We start from the raw sequence: 14,903 nt of genomic DNA on the forward strand, positions 1-14,903 counted from the left end.
CAGCCCGGCCTGATCATCCTGGGCAAGCAGGCCATCGACGACGATGCCAACCAGACCGGCCAGATGCTGGCGGCCCTGGCCGACCTGCCGCAAGCCACCTTCGCCTCCAAGGTCGAAGTCGCTGGCGACAAGGTGAATGTCACGCGTGAAGTGGACGGCGGCCTGGAAACCCTGGCCCTGAGCCTGCCGGCCGTCATCACCACCGACCTGCGCCTGAACGAGCCGCGCTACGTCACGCTGCCCAACATCATGAAGGCCAAGAAAAAGCAGCTGGACACGGTCAAGCCTGAAGAGCTGGGCGTCGATGTGGCCCCGCGCCTGAAGACGCTCAAGGTGGCCGAGCCCGCCAAGCGCGGTGCCGGTGTCAAGGTGCCGGACGTTGCCACGCTGGTGTCCAAGCTCAAGAACGAAGCCAAAGTGATCTAAGGAAGACAGCGACATGACATCCCTCGTTATTGCAGAACACGACAACGCTTCCATCAAGAGCGCCACGCTCAACACCGTCACTGCGGCCCTGGCCTGCGGCGGCGACGTGCATGTGCTGGTGGCGGGCGAGAATGCCGGCGCCGCCGCGCAGGCCGCTGCCCAGATCGCTGGCGTGTCCAAGGTCATCCACGCCGATGGCGCCAGCCTGAAGGACGGCCTGGCCGAGAACATTGCGGCGCAAGTGCTGGCGATTGCTTCGAACTACAGCCACATCCTGTTCCCCGCCACCGCCAGCGGCAAGAACGCCGCGCCGCGCGTGGCCGCCAAGCTGGACGTGGCCCAGATCAGCGACATCACCAAGGTGGACAGCGCCGACACCTTCGAGCGCCCCATCTACGCGGGCAACGCCATTGCCACGGTGCAAAGCAGCGACAAGGTCAAGGTCATCACCGTGCGCGGCACGGGCTTTGACGCAGCGGCCACCACGGGCGGCAGCGCCCAGGTGGAGCAGCTGGCGGCCGCTGGCGACAGCGGCAAGAGCAGCTTCGTGGGCCGTGAAGTGACCAAGAGCGACCGCCCCGAGCTGACGGCCGCCAAGATCATCGTCTCCGGCGGCCGCGCGCTGGGCAGCAGCGAGAAGTTCCAGGAAGTCATCACGCCCCTGGCCGACAAGCTGGGCGCCGCCATCGGTGCTAGCCGCGCAGCGGTGGATGCGGGCTATGCGCCCAACGACCTGCAGGTCGGCCAGACCGGCAAGATCGTGGCGCCGCAGCTGTACATCGCCCTGGGCATCTCGGGCGCCATCCAGCACTTGGCCGGCATGAAGGACTCCAAGGTGATCGTGGCGATCAACAAGGACCCCGAGGCACCGATCTTCTCGGTGGCCGACTACGGCCTGGAAGCCGACCTGTTCCAGGCCGTGCCCGAGCTGGTGCAGTCGCTGTAAGCGACCAAAGCTGAAAAATGAGGGGCACAAGGCCCCTCTTTTTCCGTCACGGATGCCGGGATGGCCCGCTGGTCATGGTTCGCGGCAACGACTACAACAACGGCTTTGGCCGCCAGCGGGTGCTGGCAATGGCATGAACCGAGAGGGAGATTGAAATGAAGATGATGCGCTTGCGCCTGGCCCGCACGGCCGTGGCCTTTGTCTGTGGCGCCATGGCGCTGGCCGCCGAGGCCAATGCCTGGGTGGTGGGGCAGGTGGCACCCATGTCGGGAGCCGGCGCGACGCAGGGCCGGGCCTATGCCCAGGGCATGCGCCTGTACTTTGACCAGATCAACAAGGCCGGCGGCGTGCAGGGCCAGACCGTGCAACTGGTCACGGTGGACGATGTGGGCCACCCCGATGAAACCGTGGACAAGACCCGCAAGCTGCTGGACGAGTCCAAGCCCGTGGTGCTGGCCGGCTACTTCGGCAACCGCAACATGGCTTCGCTGCTGGACAGCAAGCTGCTCGACCAGTCCCAGATCTCCCTGGTCGGTTACCAGAGCACGGACACGCGTGTGCTGAGCCATCCCCAGATCTTCAGCACCCGCGCCAACCTGCCCGAGGAAATGGCCAAGATCGCCTCGCACCTGGCCACCGTGGGCATCACGCGCCTGGCCCTGCTGCATGACGAGCGCCCGGATGCCAAGGCCGTGGCGGAACTCGTGGACAAGGCGATTGCGCCTTCCAAGGCCAAGCTGGTGGTCAGCGCCTCGCTGAGCACGGGCAAGGGTGCCATGGACAAGGCCGTGTCCCAGTTGCAAAAGGCCCAGCCTTCGGCGCAGGCCGTGATGGTGGTGGCCTCCAGCCCCGTGACCTCGGCCTTCGTCGAGGCGTACCGCATGGCGGGCGGCACGGCCCAGATCTACGCGACATCGGAAGCCGATATCGAGCAGCTGGCCAAGCGCCTGCCCGTGGAGTTCATGAGCGGCCTGTCCATTGCCCAGGTCGTGCCCAGTCCCTACAAGGTGACCATGCGCCTGAACAAGGAGTTCAGGGACGCGGCCACCGCTGCCGGCAAGTCGCTGACCGTGCCGGTCAGCTACGCCATGATGGAAGGCTATGTGAACGCCCGCGTCATCGTGGAGGCCATGCGCCGCACCCAGCCGCTGACGCGCGAGAAGCTGGCCGCTTCGCTGCGCGGCCTGGACGCCTTCGATCTGGGCGGCTACTGGGTTACCTATCGTCCGGGCTCGCAGGCGGGCTCGAAATTCGTGGATTTGTCCATCGTCAACGCATCGGGCCGCGTCACGCAATAACGCAGCAATGCAGTAGTGCCGTGGCGGCGCGCCCGCTGTCCCAGGTCGCCGCGCGCTGCGCGCCGGCGGTCCAGGCTCTGTTCAGGAAGGTTCAACAATGACTTACTCGGCTCCCCTCAAAGACATGCTGTTCGCCATGGAGCATCTGGCCCAGATCGACCAGGTGGCGCAGTTGCCCGGTTTCGAGGAGGCTGGCCTCGAGACCGCCCAGGCCGTGCTGGAGGAATGCGCCAAGCTGTGCGAAGGCGTGGTGGCGCCGCTGAACCTGCCGGGCGACGTGGCGCCTTCCAGCCTCAAGGACGGCGTGGTCACCACCACGGCGGGCTTCAAGCAGGCCTTTCGCCAGTACGCCGAAGGCGGCTGGCAGGGCCTGCAGCATCCGCAGGATTTTGGAGGCCAGGGCCTGCCCAAGACGATTGGCGCGGCCTGCGTGGAAATGCTCAACAGTGCCAACCTGAGCTTTGCGCTGTGCCCGCTGCTGACCGACGGCGCCATCGAGGCCCTGCTGACGGCGGGCAGCGATGAGCTCAAGGCCACCTATCTCGAGAAGCTGGTGACCGGCGAGTGGACCGGCACCATGAACCTGACCGAGCCCCAGGCCGGCTCCGACCTGGCCCTGGTGCGCACCAAGGCCGATCCGCAGCCCGATGGCAGCTACAAGGTCTTCGGCACCAAGATCTTCATCACCTATGGCGAGCACGACATGGCCGAGAACATCGTCCATCTGGTGCTGGCCCGCGTGGCCGGGGCGCCCGAGGGTGTCAAGGGCATCAGCCTGTTCGTGGTGCCAAAGTTCCTGGTCAACAAGGATGGCTCGCTGGGCGCGCGCAACGATGTGCACTGCGTGAGCATCGAGCACAAGATGGGCATCAAGGCCTCGCCCACGGCCGTGCTGCAGTACGGCGACAACGGGGGGGCCATCGGTTACCTGGTGGGCGAGGAAAACCGTGGCCTCGAATACATGTTCATCATGATGAACGCGGCCCGCTACGCCGTGGGCGTGCAGGGCATTGCCGTGGCCGAGCGCTCCTACCAGCATGCCGTGGCCTATGCCCGCGAGCGCGTGCAAAGCCGCCCCGTGGACGGCAGCGTCAAGGCCAGCGCCACCATCATCCACCACCCCGATGTGCGCCGCATGCTCATGACCATGCGCGCCTACACCGAGGGCTGCCGCGCCATGGCGGCCACGGCCGCCGCGGCCTACGACGCATCCCACCACCATGCCGATGCCCAGGTGCGCGAGGCCAATGCGGCCTTCTATGAATTCATGGTTCCCCTGGTCAAGGGCTACAGCACCGAGATGAGCCTGGAAGTCACCAGCCTGGGCGTGCAGGTGCACGGCGGCATGGGCTTCATCGAGGAGACGGGCGCCGCCCAGTACTACCGCGACGCCAAGATCCTGACCATCTACGAAGGCACGACCGCCATCCAGGCCAATGACCTGGTGGGCCGCAAGACGGCGCGCGATGGCGGCCAGACCGCGCTGGCCATTGCGGGCCAGATCGAGAAGACCGAGGCCGAGCTGGCCGCCAGCGGCACGCCCGAGGCACTGGCCGTGGCCCGCCAGCTGGCCGCCGCGCGCCAGGCTTTCGCGGAGGCGGTGCACTTCGTCTCGGGCCAGGCCAAGGCCGAGCCCAATGCCGTGTACGCCGGCAGCGTTCCCTACCTGATGCTGGCGGGCAACCTGGTGGCAGGCTGGCAGATGGGCCGCGCCCTGCTGGCGGCCGAGCAGCTGTTGCACAAGGGACAGGACGAGGCCTTCATGCGCGCGAAGATTGCGACGGCGCGCTTTTATGCCGAGCACATCCTCGTCAAGGCGGCGGGCCTGCGCGATGCCATCGTGCACGGCGCAGGCAGCGTGATGGCACTGCCCATGGACGCCTTCTGACCCGGCGCTCCCGCACGGCACAACGCAGACAGAGACACCGAGAACCAACGGAGACAACGCATGTCCAAGCTTCCCCCGGCGCTGAAGAAACTGGCCCTGCCAGTGATCGGCTCGCCGCTGTTCATCATCAGCAACCCCAAGCTCGTGATCGCCCAGTGCCAGGCCGGCATCGTGGGTTCCATGCCCGCGCTCAACGCGCGCCCGGCCGAGCAGCTCGAAGACTGGCTGGCCGAGATCACCGAGACCCTGGCCGCCTGGGACAAGGCCCATCCGGACCGGCCCTCGGCGCCGTTCGCCATCAACCAGATCGTGCACAAGAGCAATGACCGGCTCGAGCACGACATGCAGATGTGCGCCAAGTACAAGGTGCCCATCGTCATCACCAGCCTGGGTGCGCGCGAGGACGTGAACCAGGCCGTGCACAGCTGGGGCGGCGTGGTGCTGCACGACATCATCAACAACAAGTTCGCGCACAAGGCCATCGAAAAGGGGGCCAACGGCCTGATCGCCGTGGCGGCGGGCGCGGGAGGCCATGCGGGCGTCAAGAGCCCGTTCGCGCTGATCCAGGAAATCCGCGAATGGTTCGACGGCCCCGTGGCGCTGTCGGGCTCCATCGCCTCGGGCGGTGCCATCCTCGCGGCCCAGGCCATGGGTGCGGACTTCGCCTATATCGGCTCGGCCTTCATCGCCACGCATGAGGCGCGTGCGCACGACGCCTACAAGCAGGCCATCGTGGACGGCACGTCCGACGACATCGTCTACAGCAACCTGTTCACGGGCGTGCACGGCAACTACCTGGCGCCGTCCATCCGCGCGGCTGGCCTGGACCCCGACAACCTGCCCGAGTCGGACCCCAGCAAGATGAACTTCGGCGGCGACGCCAAGAAGGCCTGGAAGGACATCTGGGGCTGCGGCCAGGGCATTGGCGCCATTCGCGAAGTCACGGGTGCGGGCGAGCTGGTGGAACGTCTCAAGCGTGAATACAACCAGGCGCGCGACCGCCTGCTGTCCACCCCGTAAGGTTGGCAGAGCCCAGGACGGGCTCTTCTCCTACTCTGCCAGACGGCGCCTTCGGGCGCCGTTTTCTTTGGGTATTACCCACGCTGTGCGGGTCCGGTCCTCGAAGTTGTTTGCGCAAAACCCCTTGCGCACGCTTGACTGCTTCACTCGGCTTCCCCCTACGAGCGACTTGCCTGGAGCAAGTTTGTTTAGAATTCTTTGCGTAATTTCAGTAAATACTGAAATTACAGAATAAATGAACAAACCTTGTACCCCGTCATTGCCTGAGTTCCACCAGCTGGCGCGTCGTCCGATGGCGGGTACGGGGCGCCTGGTGCTGGCCTCGCTGCTGTGGCTGCCCCAGGCGGCGCTGCTGGCGCTGGCCGTGCAGTCCATGGCCGATGGCGCAGGCGTGGAGCCGCTGTGGCCACTGTGGCAGCTTGCGGCCGGCGTGGCACTGCTGGGCGGGTTGCGCGCCTGGTGCGATGCCAGCGGCACGCGCCGTGCGAATCTGCAGGCGCGCAGCCTGGTGAGCGCGCTGCGCGCGCAGGTGCTGCGCACGCTGGCGGGCACCTCGCCGCTGGACCGCCAGCGCGCGGCCTCGGGCCAGGCGGCCAGCGCCATGGCCGAGCAGGCCGAGGCCATCGTGCCCTGGCTGTCGCGCTACCAGACCGCCATGTGGCGCGTGCGCACCGTGCCGCTGGTGATTGCGCTGGCCGTGGCCAGCCAGAGCTGGGTGGTGGCGCTGATCCTGGTGGTGGCCGCGCCGCTGATCCCGCTGTTCATGGCCATCGTCGGCTGGCGCACCAAGGCGGCCAGCCAGGCGCAGATGGTGGAGCTGGGCGGCATGAACGCCTTCCTGCTTGACCGGCTGCGCGGCCTGTCCACCCTGCGCTCCCTGGGCGCGGTGGATGCCACGGCGCAGCGGCTGCGCGCCAATGCCGAATCCCTGCGCGAACGCAGCATGCGCGTGCTGCGCATCGCCTTTCTGTCCTCTGCGGTGCTGGAGCTGTTCTCGGCCCTGGGCGTGGCCATGGTGGCCGTCTACGTGGGCTTTCACCTGCTGGGCCATCTGCCCTTTGGCAGCTGGGGCCAGACACTGAGCCTGGGCCAGGCGCTGTTCGTGCTGCTGCTGGCGCCCAGCTTCTTCGATCCCCTGCGTGAGCTGTCTGCCGTCTGGCACGACCGCGCCAGCGGCGAGGCCGCACTGCAGGCCCTGGGCGAGCTGGGCCGCGATGCGCAGCCGCTGCCCGGCGCGCTGGCTGCGCCCGGCAGGGCGGCCGGCCAGGCCTGCGCCCTGCACCTGGAGCAGGTGCGGCCCCAGGCGCCAGGCGGCGCGGTCACGCTGCCGGCGCTCACGCTGGACGTACGGCCTGGCGAGCATGTGGCGTTGTGGAGCCCCAGCGGCAGCGGCAAGTCGCTGCTGCTGGCGCAGATTGCCGGCCTGCTGCCGGTGGCCGAGCCTGGGCGCATCCATATCGACGGCCAGCTGCTCGACGGCGAATCGGCCGGCCGGCTGCGCGCGCGCATGGCCTGGATGGGGCAGAGCCCCCATGTGTTCGCCGGCTCGGTGGCCGAAAACCTCCGGCTGGGCCGCCCGGGATTCACCTTCGGCGAACTGCGCCAGGCCTTGCGGCTGGCCGGTCTGGGCAAGCTGGCCGAGGCCCGTGCCGGCGCCACGCTGGGCGAGGGCGGAGCCGGCCTGTCGGGTGGGGAGATCGTGCGCCTGGCCCTGGCGCGCCTGGCCCTGTCGCGCGATGCAGGCCTGCTGCTGGTCGATGAACCCACGGCCCACCTGGACCCGGCCACGGCCGCCCAGGTCACCGATGCCCTGCTGCAGCTGGCACGCGGGCGCACGCTGATCGTCGCCACCCACGATGCCGAGCTGGCCGCCGCCATGCACCGCGTGGTGGAGCTGGCGGGCCATGCCGCCCCGCAGGAGCTGGCCGCATGAAGCCCCGCTCCACCCTCCGGCCCGTGCTTGCCGCCCTGGCGCGCATGGCGCCCCGCCGCCTGTGGCTGGGCGGCGCGCTGCTGGCCCTGCTCACGGTGCTCATGGGCATGGCGCTGCTGGGCCTGTCGGGCTGGTTCATCACGGCCACGGCGCTGGCCGGGCTGCTGCCGGCCACGGCCATCGTCTTCGACGTCTTCATGCCCTCGGCCGGCATCCGCCTGCTGGCCCTGGGCCGCACGGGCACGCGCTATGCCGAACGGCTGGTCACCCATGACGCCACCCTGGCCGTGCTGGCCGCCCTGCGCGAGCGGCTGCTGCGCAGCTGGGCCACGCCCGCCGCCGCCCTGAGCCTGCGCCTGCGGCCCGCACGCCTGCTGCAGCGGCTGACGGCCGACGTGGATGCGCTGGACAGCCTGTACCTGCGCCTGTTCGTGCCCTTGCTGGCCGCCACGGGTGCCACGCTGGTGGCCGCCCTGGCGCTGGGTCTGATGCGCTGGTGGCTGGGCCTGGCCTTGGCTGCGTGGCTGCTGGCCACGGGCCTGGGCAGCGCCCTGTGGCTGGCCGGCCGTGCGCGCCGGCCCGCCGTGCGCCGCGCGCTGGCGCTGGAGTCCCTGCGCGCCCGCACGGCCGACCTGGTGGCCGGGCAGGCGGAGCTGGCCATGGCCGACACCCTGGCCGCGCATTGCGAACGCATTGCCGCCCTGGACGCCCGCGTGGCCGAGGCCGATGCCGAGCTCCACGGCCTGGAGGCCCGAACTTCCTTCGTGCAAGGCCTGTGCGGCGCCCTGGCCCTGGCCGGTGTGCTGCTGGGCGTAGGCTGGCTGGCCGAGGCCGGCCTGCTGGGCGCCCCCGTGGCTGCGCTGGCCCTGTTGCTGGCGCTGACGGCCATGGAGCCCTTTGCGGCATTGCGCCGTGGCGCGCTGGAGGCCGGCCGCAGCTGGCTGGCCGCGCGCCGGCTGGCGCCCGCCCTGCGCGATGGCGCTGCGCAAGGCGCCTGCGAACCGGCTGTGCCCAGGCAGGGCTTGGCGGTTGAGCTGGAGCAGGTCGTGGCACCCCGTGCCGCCGTGCTGGTCCAGGACATCCGTATCGCCGAAGGCGAGCGTGTCGCCCTGCTGGGCGCCAGCGGCGCGGGCAAGACCACGCTGCTGTCCCTGATGGCCGGCGAGCTCCAGCCGCTGGCCGGCGCCGTGCGTGCCCGGCGCTGCACCTGGATGACGCAGCGCACCGAACTGTTCGAGGACAGCCTGCGCGACAACCTTTTGCTGGCCTGCCCCCAGGCCGCCGAGGACACGCTGTGGGCGGCGCTGGAAGTCGCCGGGCTGGCCGGCGATGTGCGCGCCATGGCGCAGGGCCTGGACACGCGGCTGGGCGAGGGCGGGCTGGGCCTGTCCGGCGGCCAGGCACGGCGCCTGGCGCTGGCGCGGCTGCTGCTGAGCCCCGCGCGCTGCTGGCTGCTGGACGAAGTGACCGAAGGCCTGGATGCACGCACGGCCGCCGACCTGCTGGTGCGGCTGGACAGTGCAGCCCGGGGCCGCACCCTGGTGCTGGCCACCCACAAGCTGCGGGAGGCGCAACTGGCCGACCGGCTGCTGTGGATGGAGCAGGGCCGCGTGGTGTCCGAGGCGCTGCGCGGCACACCGCCGTTCGAGGCGGCCCTGGCGCGCCTGCGGCAGGACGGCTGATCAAGGATTTCACCAAGTACCCCGAGAGAAAGGATCTCACCATGGACCTCGACATCGTCGATCTATCGCGGCTGCAGTTCGCGGTAACGGCGCTCTACCACTTCCTGTTCGTGCCGCTGACCATCGGCCTGGCCGTGATCATCGCCATCATGGAGACCGTCTACGTGATGACGGGCCGCACCATCTGGCGCGACATGACGAAGTTCTGGGGCACGTTGTTCGGCATCAACTTCGCCATGGGCGTGGCCACAGGCATCGTGATGGAGTTCCAGTTCGGCATGAACTGGAGCTACTACAGCCACTACGTGGGCGACATCTTCGGCGCGCCGCTGGCCATCGAGGGGCTGATGGCCTTCTTCCTCGAAGCCACCTTCGTGGGCCTGTTCTTCTTCGGCTGGGACCGCCTGAGCAAGGTCGGTCACCTGGTGACCACCTGGTGCGTGGCCCTGGGCTCGAACTTCTCGGCGCTATGGATCCTGATCGCCAACGGCTGGATGCAAAACCCCGTGGGCGCGGCGTTCAACCCGCAGACCATGCGCATGGAGGTCACCGACTTCTTCGCGGTGCTCACCAACCCCGTGGCCCAGGCCAAGTTCGTGCACACGGTCTCGGCCGGCTACGTGACGGCGGCCATCTTCGTGCTGGGCGTCTCGGCCTGGTATCTGCTCAAGGGCCGGCACATCCAGCTGGCGCGCCGCTCCATGACGGTGGCCACCTCGTTCGGCCTGGCCGCCGCGCTGTCGGTGGTGGTGCTGGGCGATGAAAGCGGCTACCTGTCGTCGGAGCACCAGAAGATGAAGCTGGCCGCCATCGAGGCCATGTGGGATACCGAGCCCGCACCGGCCGCCTTCACGGCCTTCGGTTTCCCCGACAAGGCCGCACGCGAGACGCACTATGCCGTGCACATTCCCTGGGTCATGGGCCTGATCGGCACGCGCTCGCTGACCACCGAGATCCCCGGCATCAACGACCTGGTCCAGCGCACCGAGCAGTACATCCGCAACGGCATCGAGGCCTATGGCGCGCTGGAGGCCATCCGCGCCGCCGGCCCCACGGGCCAGGTGCCGGCCGAGGCCAAGGCAGTCTTCGAGGACAAGGGCGGGCAACTGGGCTACGCGCTGCTGCTCAAGCGCTACGTGGACGACCCGCGCCAGGCCACGGACGCGCAGATCGCCCAGGCCGCCTGGGACACCGTGCCGGCCGTGGGGCCGCTGTTCTGGGCCTTCCGCATCATGGTGGGGCTGGGCATGTTCTTCATCGCGCTCACGGCCGCGTTCTTCTGGCTGTCGGTGCGGCGCAGGCTGGACGCCCATCCGTGGATGCTCAAGCTGGCCGTGATCGCCATTCCCCTGCCCTGGATCGCGGCCGAGTGCGGCTGGATCGTGGCCGAGGTGGGCCGCCAGCCCTGGATCATCGAAGGCGTGCTGCCCACGGCGCTGGCCGTCTCCAACCTGGGCGCGGGCACGCTGCTGCTGACGATTGCAGGCTTCATCGCCATCTACTCCGTGCTCTTCGTCATCGAGATGAAGCTCATGGTGAAGGCCATCCGCAAGGGACCGCAGGAGGAAAGCGCACCGCACCTGACCACCTACTTCCCTCTGATGCAAAAACTCGCCCGCGGGCAATGACCAAGGGAGATTGTCACCATGATTCTTCACGAACTGATCAGCTACGACGTCCTGCGCCTGCTGTGGTGGGGCCTGCTGGGCGTGCTGCTCATCGCCTTTGCCGTCACCGATGGCTTTGACCTGGGTGCTGCCGCGCTGCTGCCGCTGGCGGCCAGGACCGACGTGGAGCGCCGCGTCGTCATCAACTCTCTGGGCCCGGTCTGGGAAGGCAACCAGGTCTGGCTCATCCTGGGCGGTGGCGCCATCTTTGCGGCCTGGCCGCAGCTGTATGCCGTGTCGTTCTCGGGCTTTTACCTGGCCATGTTCGCGGCCCTGGTGGCGCTGATCCTGCGGCCCGTGGCCTTCAAGTTCCGCAGCAAGCGCGAGGAGCCGGCCTGGCGCGCGCGCTGGGATGCCGTGCTGTGCATGGCCGGCGTGGTGCCTGCGCTGATCTTCGGCGTGGCCCTTGGCAATGTGCTGCAGGGCGTGCCCTTCCGCCTGGCGCCCGACATGCGCATCTACTACGAGGGCACGTTCTTCGGCCTGCTCAACCCGTTTGCGCTGCTGGCCGGCCTGGTCTCGCTGTGCATGCTGCTCATGCATGGTGCGTCCTGGCTGGTGTTCAAGACCGAGGGCGATGTGGCCGCGCGCGCGCGCCGCCTCGGCATGGTGGCTGCCGTCGCCACCACGGTGCTGTTCGCGGCGGCCGGCGTGTGGCTGGCCGCGCTCAACGGCTACCGCATCACCAGCGAGATCAACACCACCGGACCGTCCAACCCGCTGTTCAAGACGGCTGCGCTGCAGGCGGGCGCCTGGTTCGCCAACTACCAGGCCCGGCCCGTGCTCTGGGCCGTGCCGGCCATCGGCCTGCTGATGCCGCTGATGGCGGCGCTGGGCCTGTGGCTGCGCCGCGAGTGGCTGGCCCTGCTGTCCAGCGGCCTGGGCATTGCCGGCATCATCGCCAGCGTGGGGGCGTCCATGTTCCCGTTCATCCTGCCCTCGTCGCTGAACCCGCAGCACAGCCTCACGGTCTGGGACTCTTCGTCCAGCCATGTGACGCTGTTCATCATGCTGGTGTGCGCGCTGATCTTCGTGCCCCTCATCGTGGCCTACACCAGCTGGGTCTACAGCGTGCTGCGCGGCAAGGTCGACCCGATGGCCATCATCGAGGGCCGCGGCCACTCGTACTGATCCACCGAATCAAGCAACGACATTCAACGTCAAGAAAAGGACACAACACCATGTGGTACTTCGCCTGGTTGCTCGGCCTGCCGCTGGCGGCCGCCTTCGCGGTGCTCAACGCGATGTGGTACGAACTGATGGACGACGAGGCCACGCGCCGCGAACTCCTGGCCCGGGAGAAATAAAGCTCCCCCTGAGGCGCTTCGCGCCTTCCCCCTCTCTCTTCGAGAGGGGGACGACACCCTCGCTGCGGGGGCGGCCCTTGCTCGGTGTTCCTCGCTTTGGGCTACGCCAGTTTTTGCACGCGCTTACCGCCAATGAAGCATTGCTGTAAACACAATGAGCTCCCTCGGGAGCTCATTTTTGTACGCAGGCTTGCCAGGTTCAATCGTCGGTGTCATCCGCCTTGGCGCGGCCCTTGCCGCCCGTGATGCGGTCCTTCAGGTCCAGCAGCCGCGTCACGGCCGTGCCCATGCCCATGAGCTGCATGGCGGTCTCGGGCGACAGGCGCTGCACGTCGTCGAACCAGTTCATGAGCCGGTCGATCAGCTCGTACATGTCGCGCATGCGCTGCTGGGCGTAGCGTTCCTCTTCGGTGGTGACTTCCTCCAGCATGGCGGCGCGCAGCATGGACTGGGTGGGCTCGATCTCGCGGCGGCGGCGTTCCTCGGCCAAGCGGCGGAAGATTTCCCAGACATCCTGCGGCGCCTCGAAATACTCGCGCCGGTCGCCGGGCAGGTGGCGCAATTGCACCAGGCGCCAGGCCTGCAATTCCTTGAGCCCCATGCTCACGTTGGAGCGCGAGAACTCCAGCGTCTCGGCGATCTGGTCGGCATTGAGCGGCTCGGGCGAAAGAAACAGCAGAGCGTAGATCTGGCCTACCGTGCGGTTGATGCCCCAGCGGCTGCCCATCTCGCCGAAGTGCGAGACGAACTGCCGGTTCAACGCCGGAAGAGGTTTGGGTTGCGTCATGGCATGCATTGTGCCCTCGCGTGCCGGCATGTCCTGTGCGGCTTGGAAAGCGGTGCGTCAGCTTTCTGCAAGACGCGGTCAAAAGGCGCACAATGGCGCCTTTGCGGGCTTGCGGCCAGGCGGCCCGGGCCCAGCGCCTCCCGCTTCCCGCTTCCCGCTTCCCGCTTCCCGACCCGTTCGCAGATTGCAGATTGCCCCATGTCCCACGCTAGCCGCAGTGCGCTGATCGACTGCACCAAGGGCCTGGCCTGTGCCGCCATCGTCTGGCACCACCTGGCCTTCTACGGCCCCATGTCCGATATCGCCCATCCGGCCGCGCCGGACCTCATCGACTGGCTCTATGAATATGCGCGCATGGCCGTGCAGATCTTCCTGGTGCTGGGCGGCTACCTGGCGGCAGCCAGCATGGCGCCGCAAGGCCACGGCCAGCACAGCGATCCGTGGTCGCGCATCGGGCGCCGCTTCGTGCGCCTGGTCGTGCCCTATGCCGTGGCCCTGGTCGTGGCCGTCGTCGTCTCGGCGGCCGTGCGGCCCTGGTTCGACCATGCCTCTGTCTCCGGCGAGCCCGATCTCTGGCAGCTGGTGGCGCATGCGCTGCTGCTGCAGAACATCGTGGGCGAGGAGTCGCTGTCCGCCGGCGTCTGGTACGTGTCCATCGACTTCCAGCTGTTTGCGCTGACGGCGCTGCTGCTGGCCGGCACGCGCTGGGGCGGCGCCTTGCTGCGCCGCCGCTTCGGTGGCCAGGCGCTGTCGCGCTGCTGGCCCTGGACGCTGAGCGTGGCGCAGGCGCTGGTGATGATCGGCGTGGCGGCCTCGCTGCTGGGCTTCAATCTGGATGCGCAATGGGATGTGTGGGCGCCGTACTTCTTTGGCGCCTACGGCCTGGGCATGCTGGCCTACTGGGCCGCGCATGCGGACAAGTCCTCGACGGCCTGGAGCTGGTCCCTGCTGATCGTGGCCCTGGTCGTGGCGGCGCTGGCACTGGAGTGGCGCGACCGCATCGCACTGGCCGGTGCCACGGCGCTGGTCCTGGTCGCGGCCATGCGCAGCCCCGCGTTTGCCCAGGCACAAGGCTGGGCGCCGCTGCGCCGGCTGGGCAAGATTTCGTACTCGGTGTTTCTCGTGCACTTCTCGGTCTGCCTGCTGGTCAATGCCGTGGAAAGCCATTTCTGGCCGCAGTCCATTCCCGCCGCCCTGCTGGGCATGTGCACGGCCTTTGTGCTGTCGATTGCGGCCGGTCATCTGCTGTACGAGCGCGTGGAGCGCCACGTTCCCAGCTGGCACATGGCGCTGCGCTGGCAGGCCGGCCTGGTGGGCACCGGCCTGATCGCGGCATTTGTGGCGGGCCTGCGCTGAGGTGCGGTGCGTCAGTCCACAAACAACAAAGGCAGCCGGTGGGCTGCCTTTTTCGCTTCACGCCGGTCGGCGTTCAACGGTGCAGCTCGCCTGCGCTTTCCGGCTGGAACTCGATGGCATCCACGCGCACGGTGACCTGGCCCGAGGGGCCGGGCATGCGGGACTGGTCGCCCACGCTCAGGCCCAGCAGGGCAATGCCCACGGGCGCGAACACCGACACCTTGTCGGCGCTGCCATCCATCTCCTTGGGATAGACCAGGGTCAGCGTATTGGTCTTGCCCGACTCCAGCAGCGTGAAGCGCACCGTGGAATTCATGGTCACCACGTTGGGCGGCATTTCCTTGGGCTCGAGCACGTCGGCACGGTCCAGCTCGGCCTCGAGCGCCTCGCGGCCGGGAAAGGCGGGCTGCTTGTCCAGCAGGGCCTCGATGCGTTCCAGGTCCAGGGACGAAAGAATGATGTGGGGCTTGCGCTCCATGGTGTTGGCTCCCTTGTGTGCTTGCGCCGTGGCTGCAGTGAAGGGCAGCGGCGCCCAAACGGACAAAAGCCCGGGCAACGCGGTTGTCCGGGCCAAGGCATCTTCAGAAAAGAGA

13 protein-coding genes are annotated in these 14,903 nt (G+C 68.3%); 11 read left to right on the top strand and 2 right to left on the bottom strand.

Going from position 1 to position 14,903, the window contains the following annotated elements; all coding sequences use genetic code 11:
• The 10 genes from ACF8LI_RS11390 to cydX all read left to right on the top strand — a co-directional run.
• The coding region (locus ACF8LI_RS11390; RefSeq protein WP_392412721.1) for an electron transfer flavoprotein subunit beta/FixA family protein at nt 1-426 on the top strand (426 nt) is incomplete at its 5' end.
• Nucleotides 427-439: 13 nt separating this feature from the next.
• Nucleotides 440-1,372, top strand: a complete 933-nt coding sequence (locus ACF8LI_RS11395; protein ID WP_392412859.1) for an electron transfer flavoprotein subunit alpha/FixB family protein — start codon at nt 440-442, stop codon at nt 1,370-1,372.
• A gap of 155 nt (nt 1,373-1,527) precedes the next feature.
• Nucleotides 1,528-2,670, top strand: a complete 1,143-nt coding sequence (locus tag ACF8LI_RS11400; protein ID WP_392412861.1) for an ABC transporter substrate-binding protein — start codon at nt 1,528-1,530, stop codon at nt 2,668-2,670.
• A 97-nt stretch (nt 2,671-2,767) separates the two neighbouring features.
• Nucleotides 2,768-4,558, top strand: coding sequence for an acyl-CoA dehydrogenase (locus ACF8LI_RS11405; protein ID WP_272207132.1), 1,791 nt, complete (start codon nt 2,768-2,770; stop codon nt 4,556-4,558).
• Nucleotides 4,559-4,618: 60 nt separating this feature from the next.
• Nucleotides 4,619-5,578 carry an NAD(P)H-dependent flavin oxidoreductase gene (locus ACF8LI_RS11410; RefSeq protein ID WP_392412864.1) on the top strand — a complete coding sequence of 320 codons (960 nt, stop codon included), beginning with the start codon at nt 4,619-4,621 and terminating at the stop codon, nt 5,576-5,578.
• Between the two features lie 292 nt (nt 5,579-5,870).
• Nucleotides 5,871-7,511 (top strand): thiol reductant ABC exporter subunit CydD, encoded by a 1,641-nt coding sequence (cydD, locus tag ACF8LI_RS11415; protein WP_392412886.1) that lies wholly within the window; start codon nt 5,871-5,873, stop codon nt 7,509-7,511.
• Nucleotides 7,508-9,193, top strand: coding sequence for an amino acid ABC transporter ATP-binding/permease protein (locus ACF8LI_RS11420; RefSeq protein ID WP_257762455.1), 1,686 nt, complete (start codon nt 7,508-7,510; stop codon nt 9,191-9,193). Before cydD ends, ACF8LI_RS11420 begins: the two co-directional genes overlap by 4 nt.
• A gap of 41 nt (nt 9,194-9,234) precedes the next feature.
• Nucleotides 9,235-10,821 carry a cytochrome ubiquinol oxidase subunit I gene (locus tag ACF8LI_RS11425; protein ID WP_034391473.1) on the top strand — a complete coding sequence of 529 codons (1,587 nt, stop codon included), beginning with the start codon at nt 9,235-9,237 and terminating at the stop codon, nt 10,819-10,821.
• 18 nt (nt 10,822-10,839) lie between these two features.
• On the top strand, nt 10,840-11,991 hold the full coding sequence (cydB, locus tag ACF8LI_RS11430; protein WP_374005715.1) for a cytochrome d ubiquinol oxidase subunit II: 1,152 nt from the start codon (nt 10,840-10,842) through the stop codon (nt 11,989-11,991).
• A 50-nt stretch (nt 11,992-12,041) separates the two neighbouring features.
• Nucleotides 12,042-12,167: a cytochrome bd-I oxidase subunit CydX gene (cydX, locus tag ACF8LI_RS11435; protein WP_012204319.1), complete on the top strand. Its 126-nt coding sequence runs from the start codon at nt 12,042-12,044 to the stop codon at nt 12,165-12,167.
• 199 nt (nt 12,168-12,366) lie between these two features.
• On the opposite strand, the gene ACF8LI_RS11440 is transcribed toward cydX, so the two are convergent.
• Nucleotides 12,367-12,963, bottom strand: a complete 597-nt coding sequence (locus ACF8LI_RS11440) for a GbsR/MarR family transcriptional regulator (RefSeq protein WP_209801075.1) — start codon at nt 12,961-12,963, stop codon at nt 12,367-12,369.
• Between the two features lie 189 nt (nt 12,964-13,152).
• Here ACF8LI_RS11440 and ACF8LI_RS11445 point away from each other — a divergent pair, with 189 nt between their 5' ends.
• Nucleotides 13,153-14,310, top strand: a complete 1,158-nt coding sequence (locus tag ACF8LI_RS11445; RefSeq protein ID WP_392412867.1) for an acyltransferase family protein — start codon at nt 13,153-13,155, stop codon at nt 14,308-14,310.
• A gap of 73 nt (nt 14,311-14,383) precedes the next feature.
• Here ACF8LI_RS11445 and rnk read toward each other — a convergent pair whose 3' ends face one another.
• Entirely contained in the window at nt 14,384-14,788 is a 405-nt protein-coding gene (rnk, locus tag ACF8LI_RS11450) for a nucleoside diphosphate kinase regulator (protein WP_026062607.1), read from the bottom strand.
• Nucleotides 14,789-14,903 lie beyond the last annotated feature (115 nt).

The organism is Delftia sp. WSY_12 (assembly GCF_043104645.1).
Taxonomy (GTDB): domain Bacteria; phylum Pseudomonadota; class Gammaproteobacteria; order Burkholderiales; family Burkholderiaceae_C; genus Comamonas; species Comamonas tsuruhatensis.

Coding starts and splice junctions, on each gene's coding strand:
- ACF8LI_RS11395 (WP_392412859.1), top strand. CDS start 440: ATGACATCCCTCGTTATTGCAGAACACGACAACGCTTCCATCAAGAGC.
- ACF8LI_RS11400 (WP_392412861.1), top strand. CDS start 1,528: ATGAAGATGATGCGCTTGCGCCTGGCCCGCACGGCCGTGGCCTTTGTC.
- ACF8LI_RS11405 (WP_272207132.1), top strand. CDS start 2,768: ATGACTTACTCGGCTCCCCTCAAAGACATGCTGTTCGCCATGGAGCAT.
- ACF8LI_RS11410 (WP_392412864.1), top strand. CDS start 4,619: ATGTCCAAGCTTCCCCCGGCGCTGAAGAAACTGGCCCTGCCAGTGATC.
- cydD (WP_392412886.1), top strand. CDS start 5,871: ATGGCGGGTACGGGGCGCCTGGTGCTGGCCTCGCTGCTGTGGCTGCCC.
- ACF8LI_RS11420 (WP_257762455.1), top strand. CDS start 7,508: ATGAAGCCCCGCTCCACCCTCCGGCCCGTGCTTGCCGCCCTGGCGCGC.
- ACF8LI_RS11425 (WP_034391473.1), top strand. CDS start 9,235: ATGGACCTCGACATCGTCGATCTATCGCGGCTGCAGTTCGCGGTAACG.
- cydB (WP_374005715.1), top strand. CDS start 10,840: ATGATTCTTCACGAACTGATCAGCTACGACGTCCTGCGCCTGCTGTGG.
- cydX (WP_012204319.1), top strand. CDS start 12,042: ATGTGGTACTTCGCCTGGTTGCTCGGCCTGCCGCTGGCGGCCGCCTTC.
- ACF8LI_RS11440 (WP_209801075.1), bottom strand. CDS start 12,963: ATGCATGCCATGACGCAACCCAAACCTCTTCCGGCGTTGAACCGGCAG.
- ACF8LI_RS11445 (WP_392412867.1), top strand. CDS start 13,153: ATGTCCCACGCTAGCCGCAGTGCGCTGATCGACTGCACCAAGGGCCTG.
- rnk (WP_026062607.1), bottom strand. CDS start 14,788: ATGGAGCGCAAGCCCCACATCATTCTTTCGTCCCTGGACCTGGAACGC.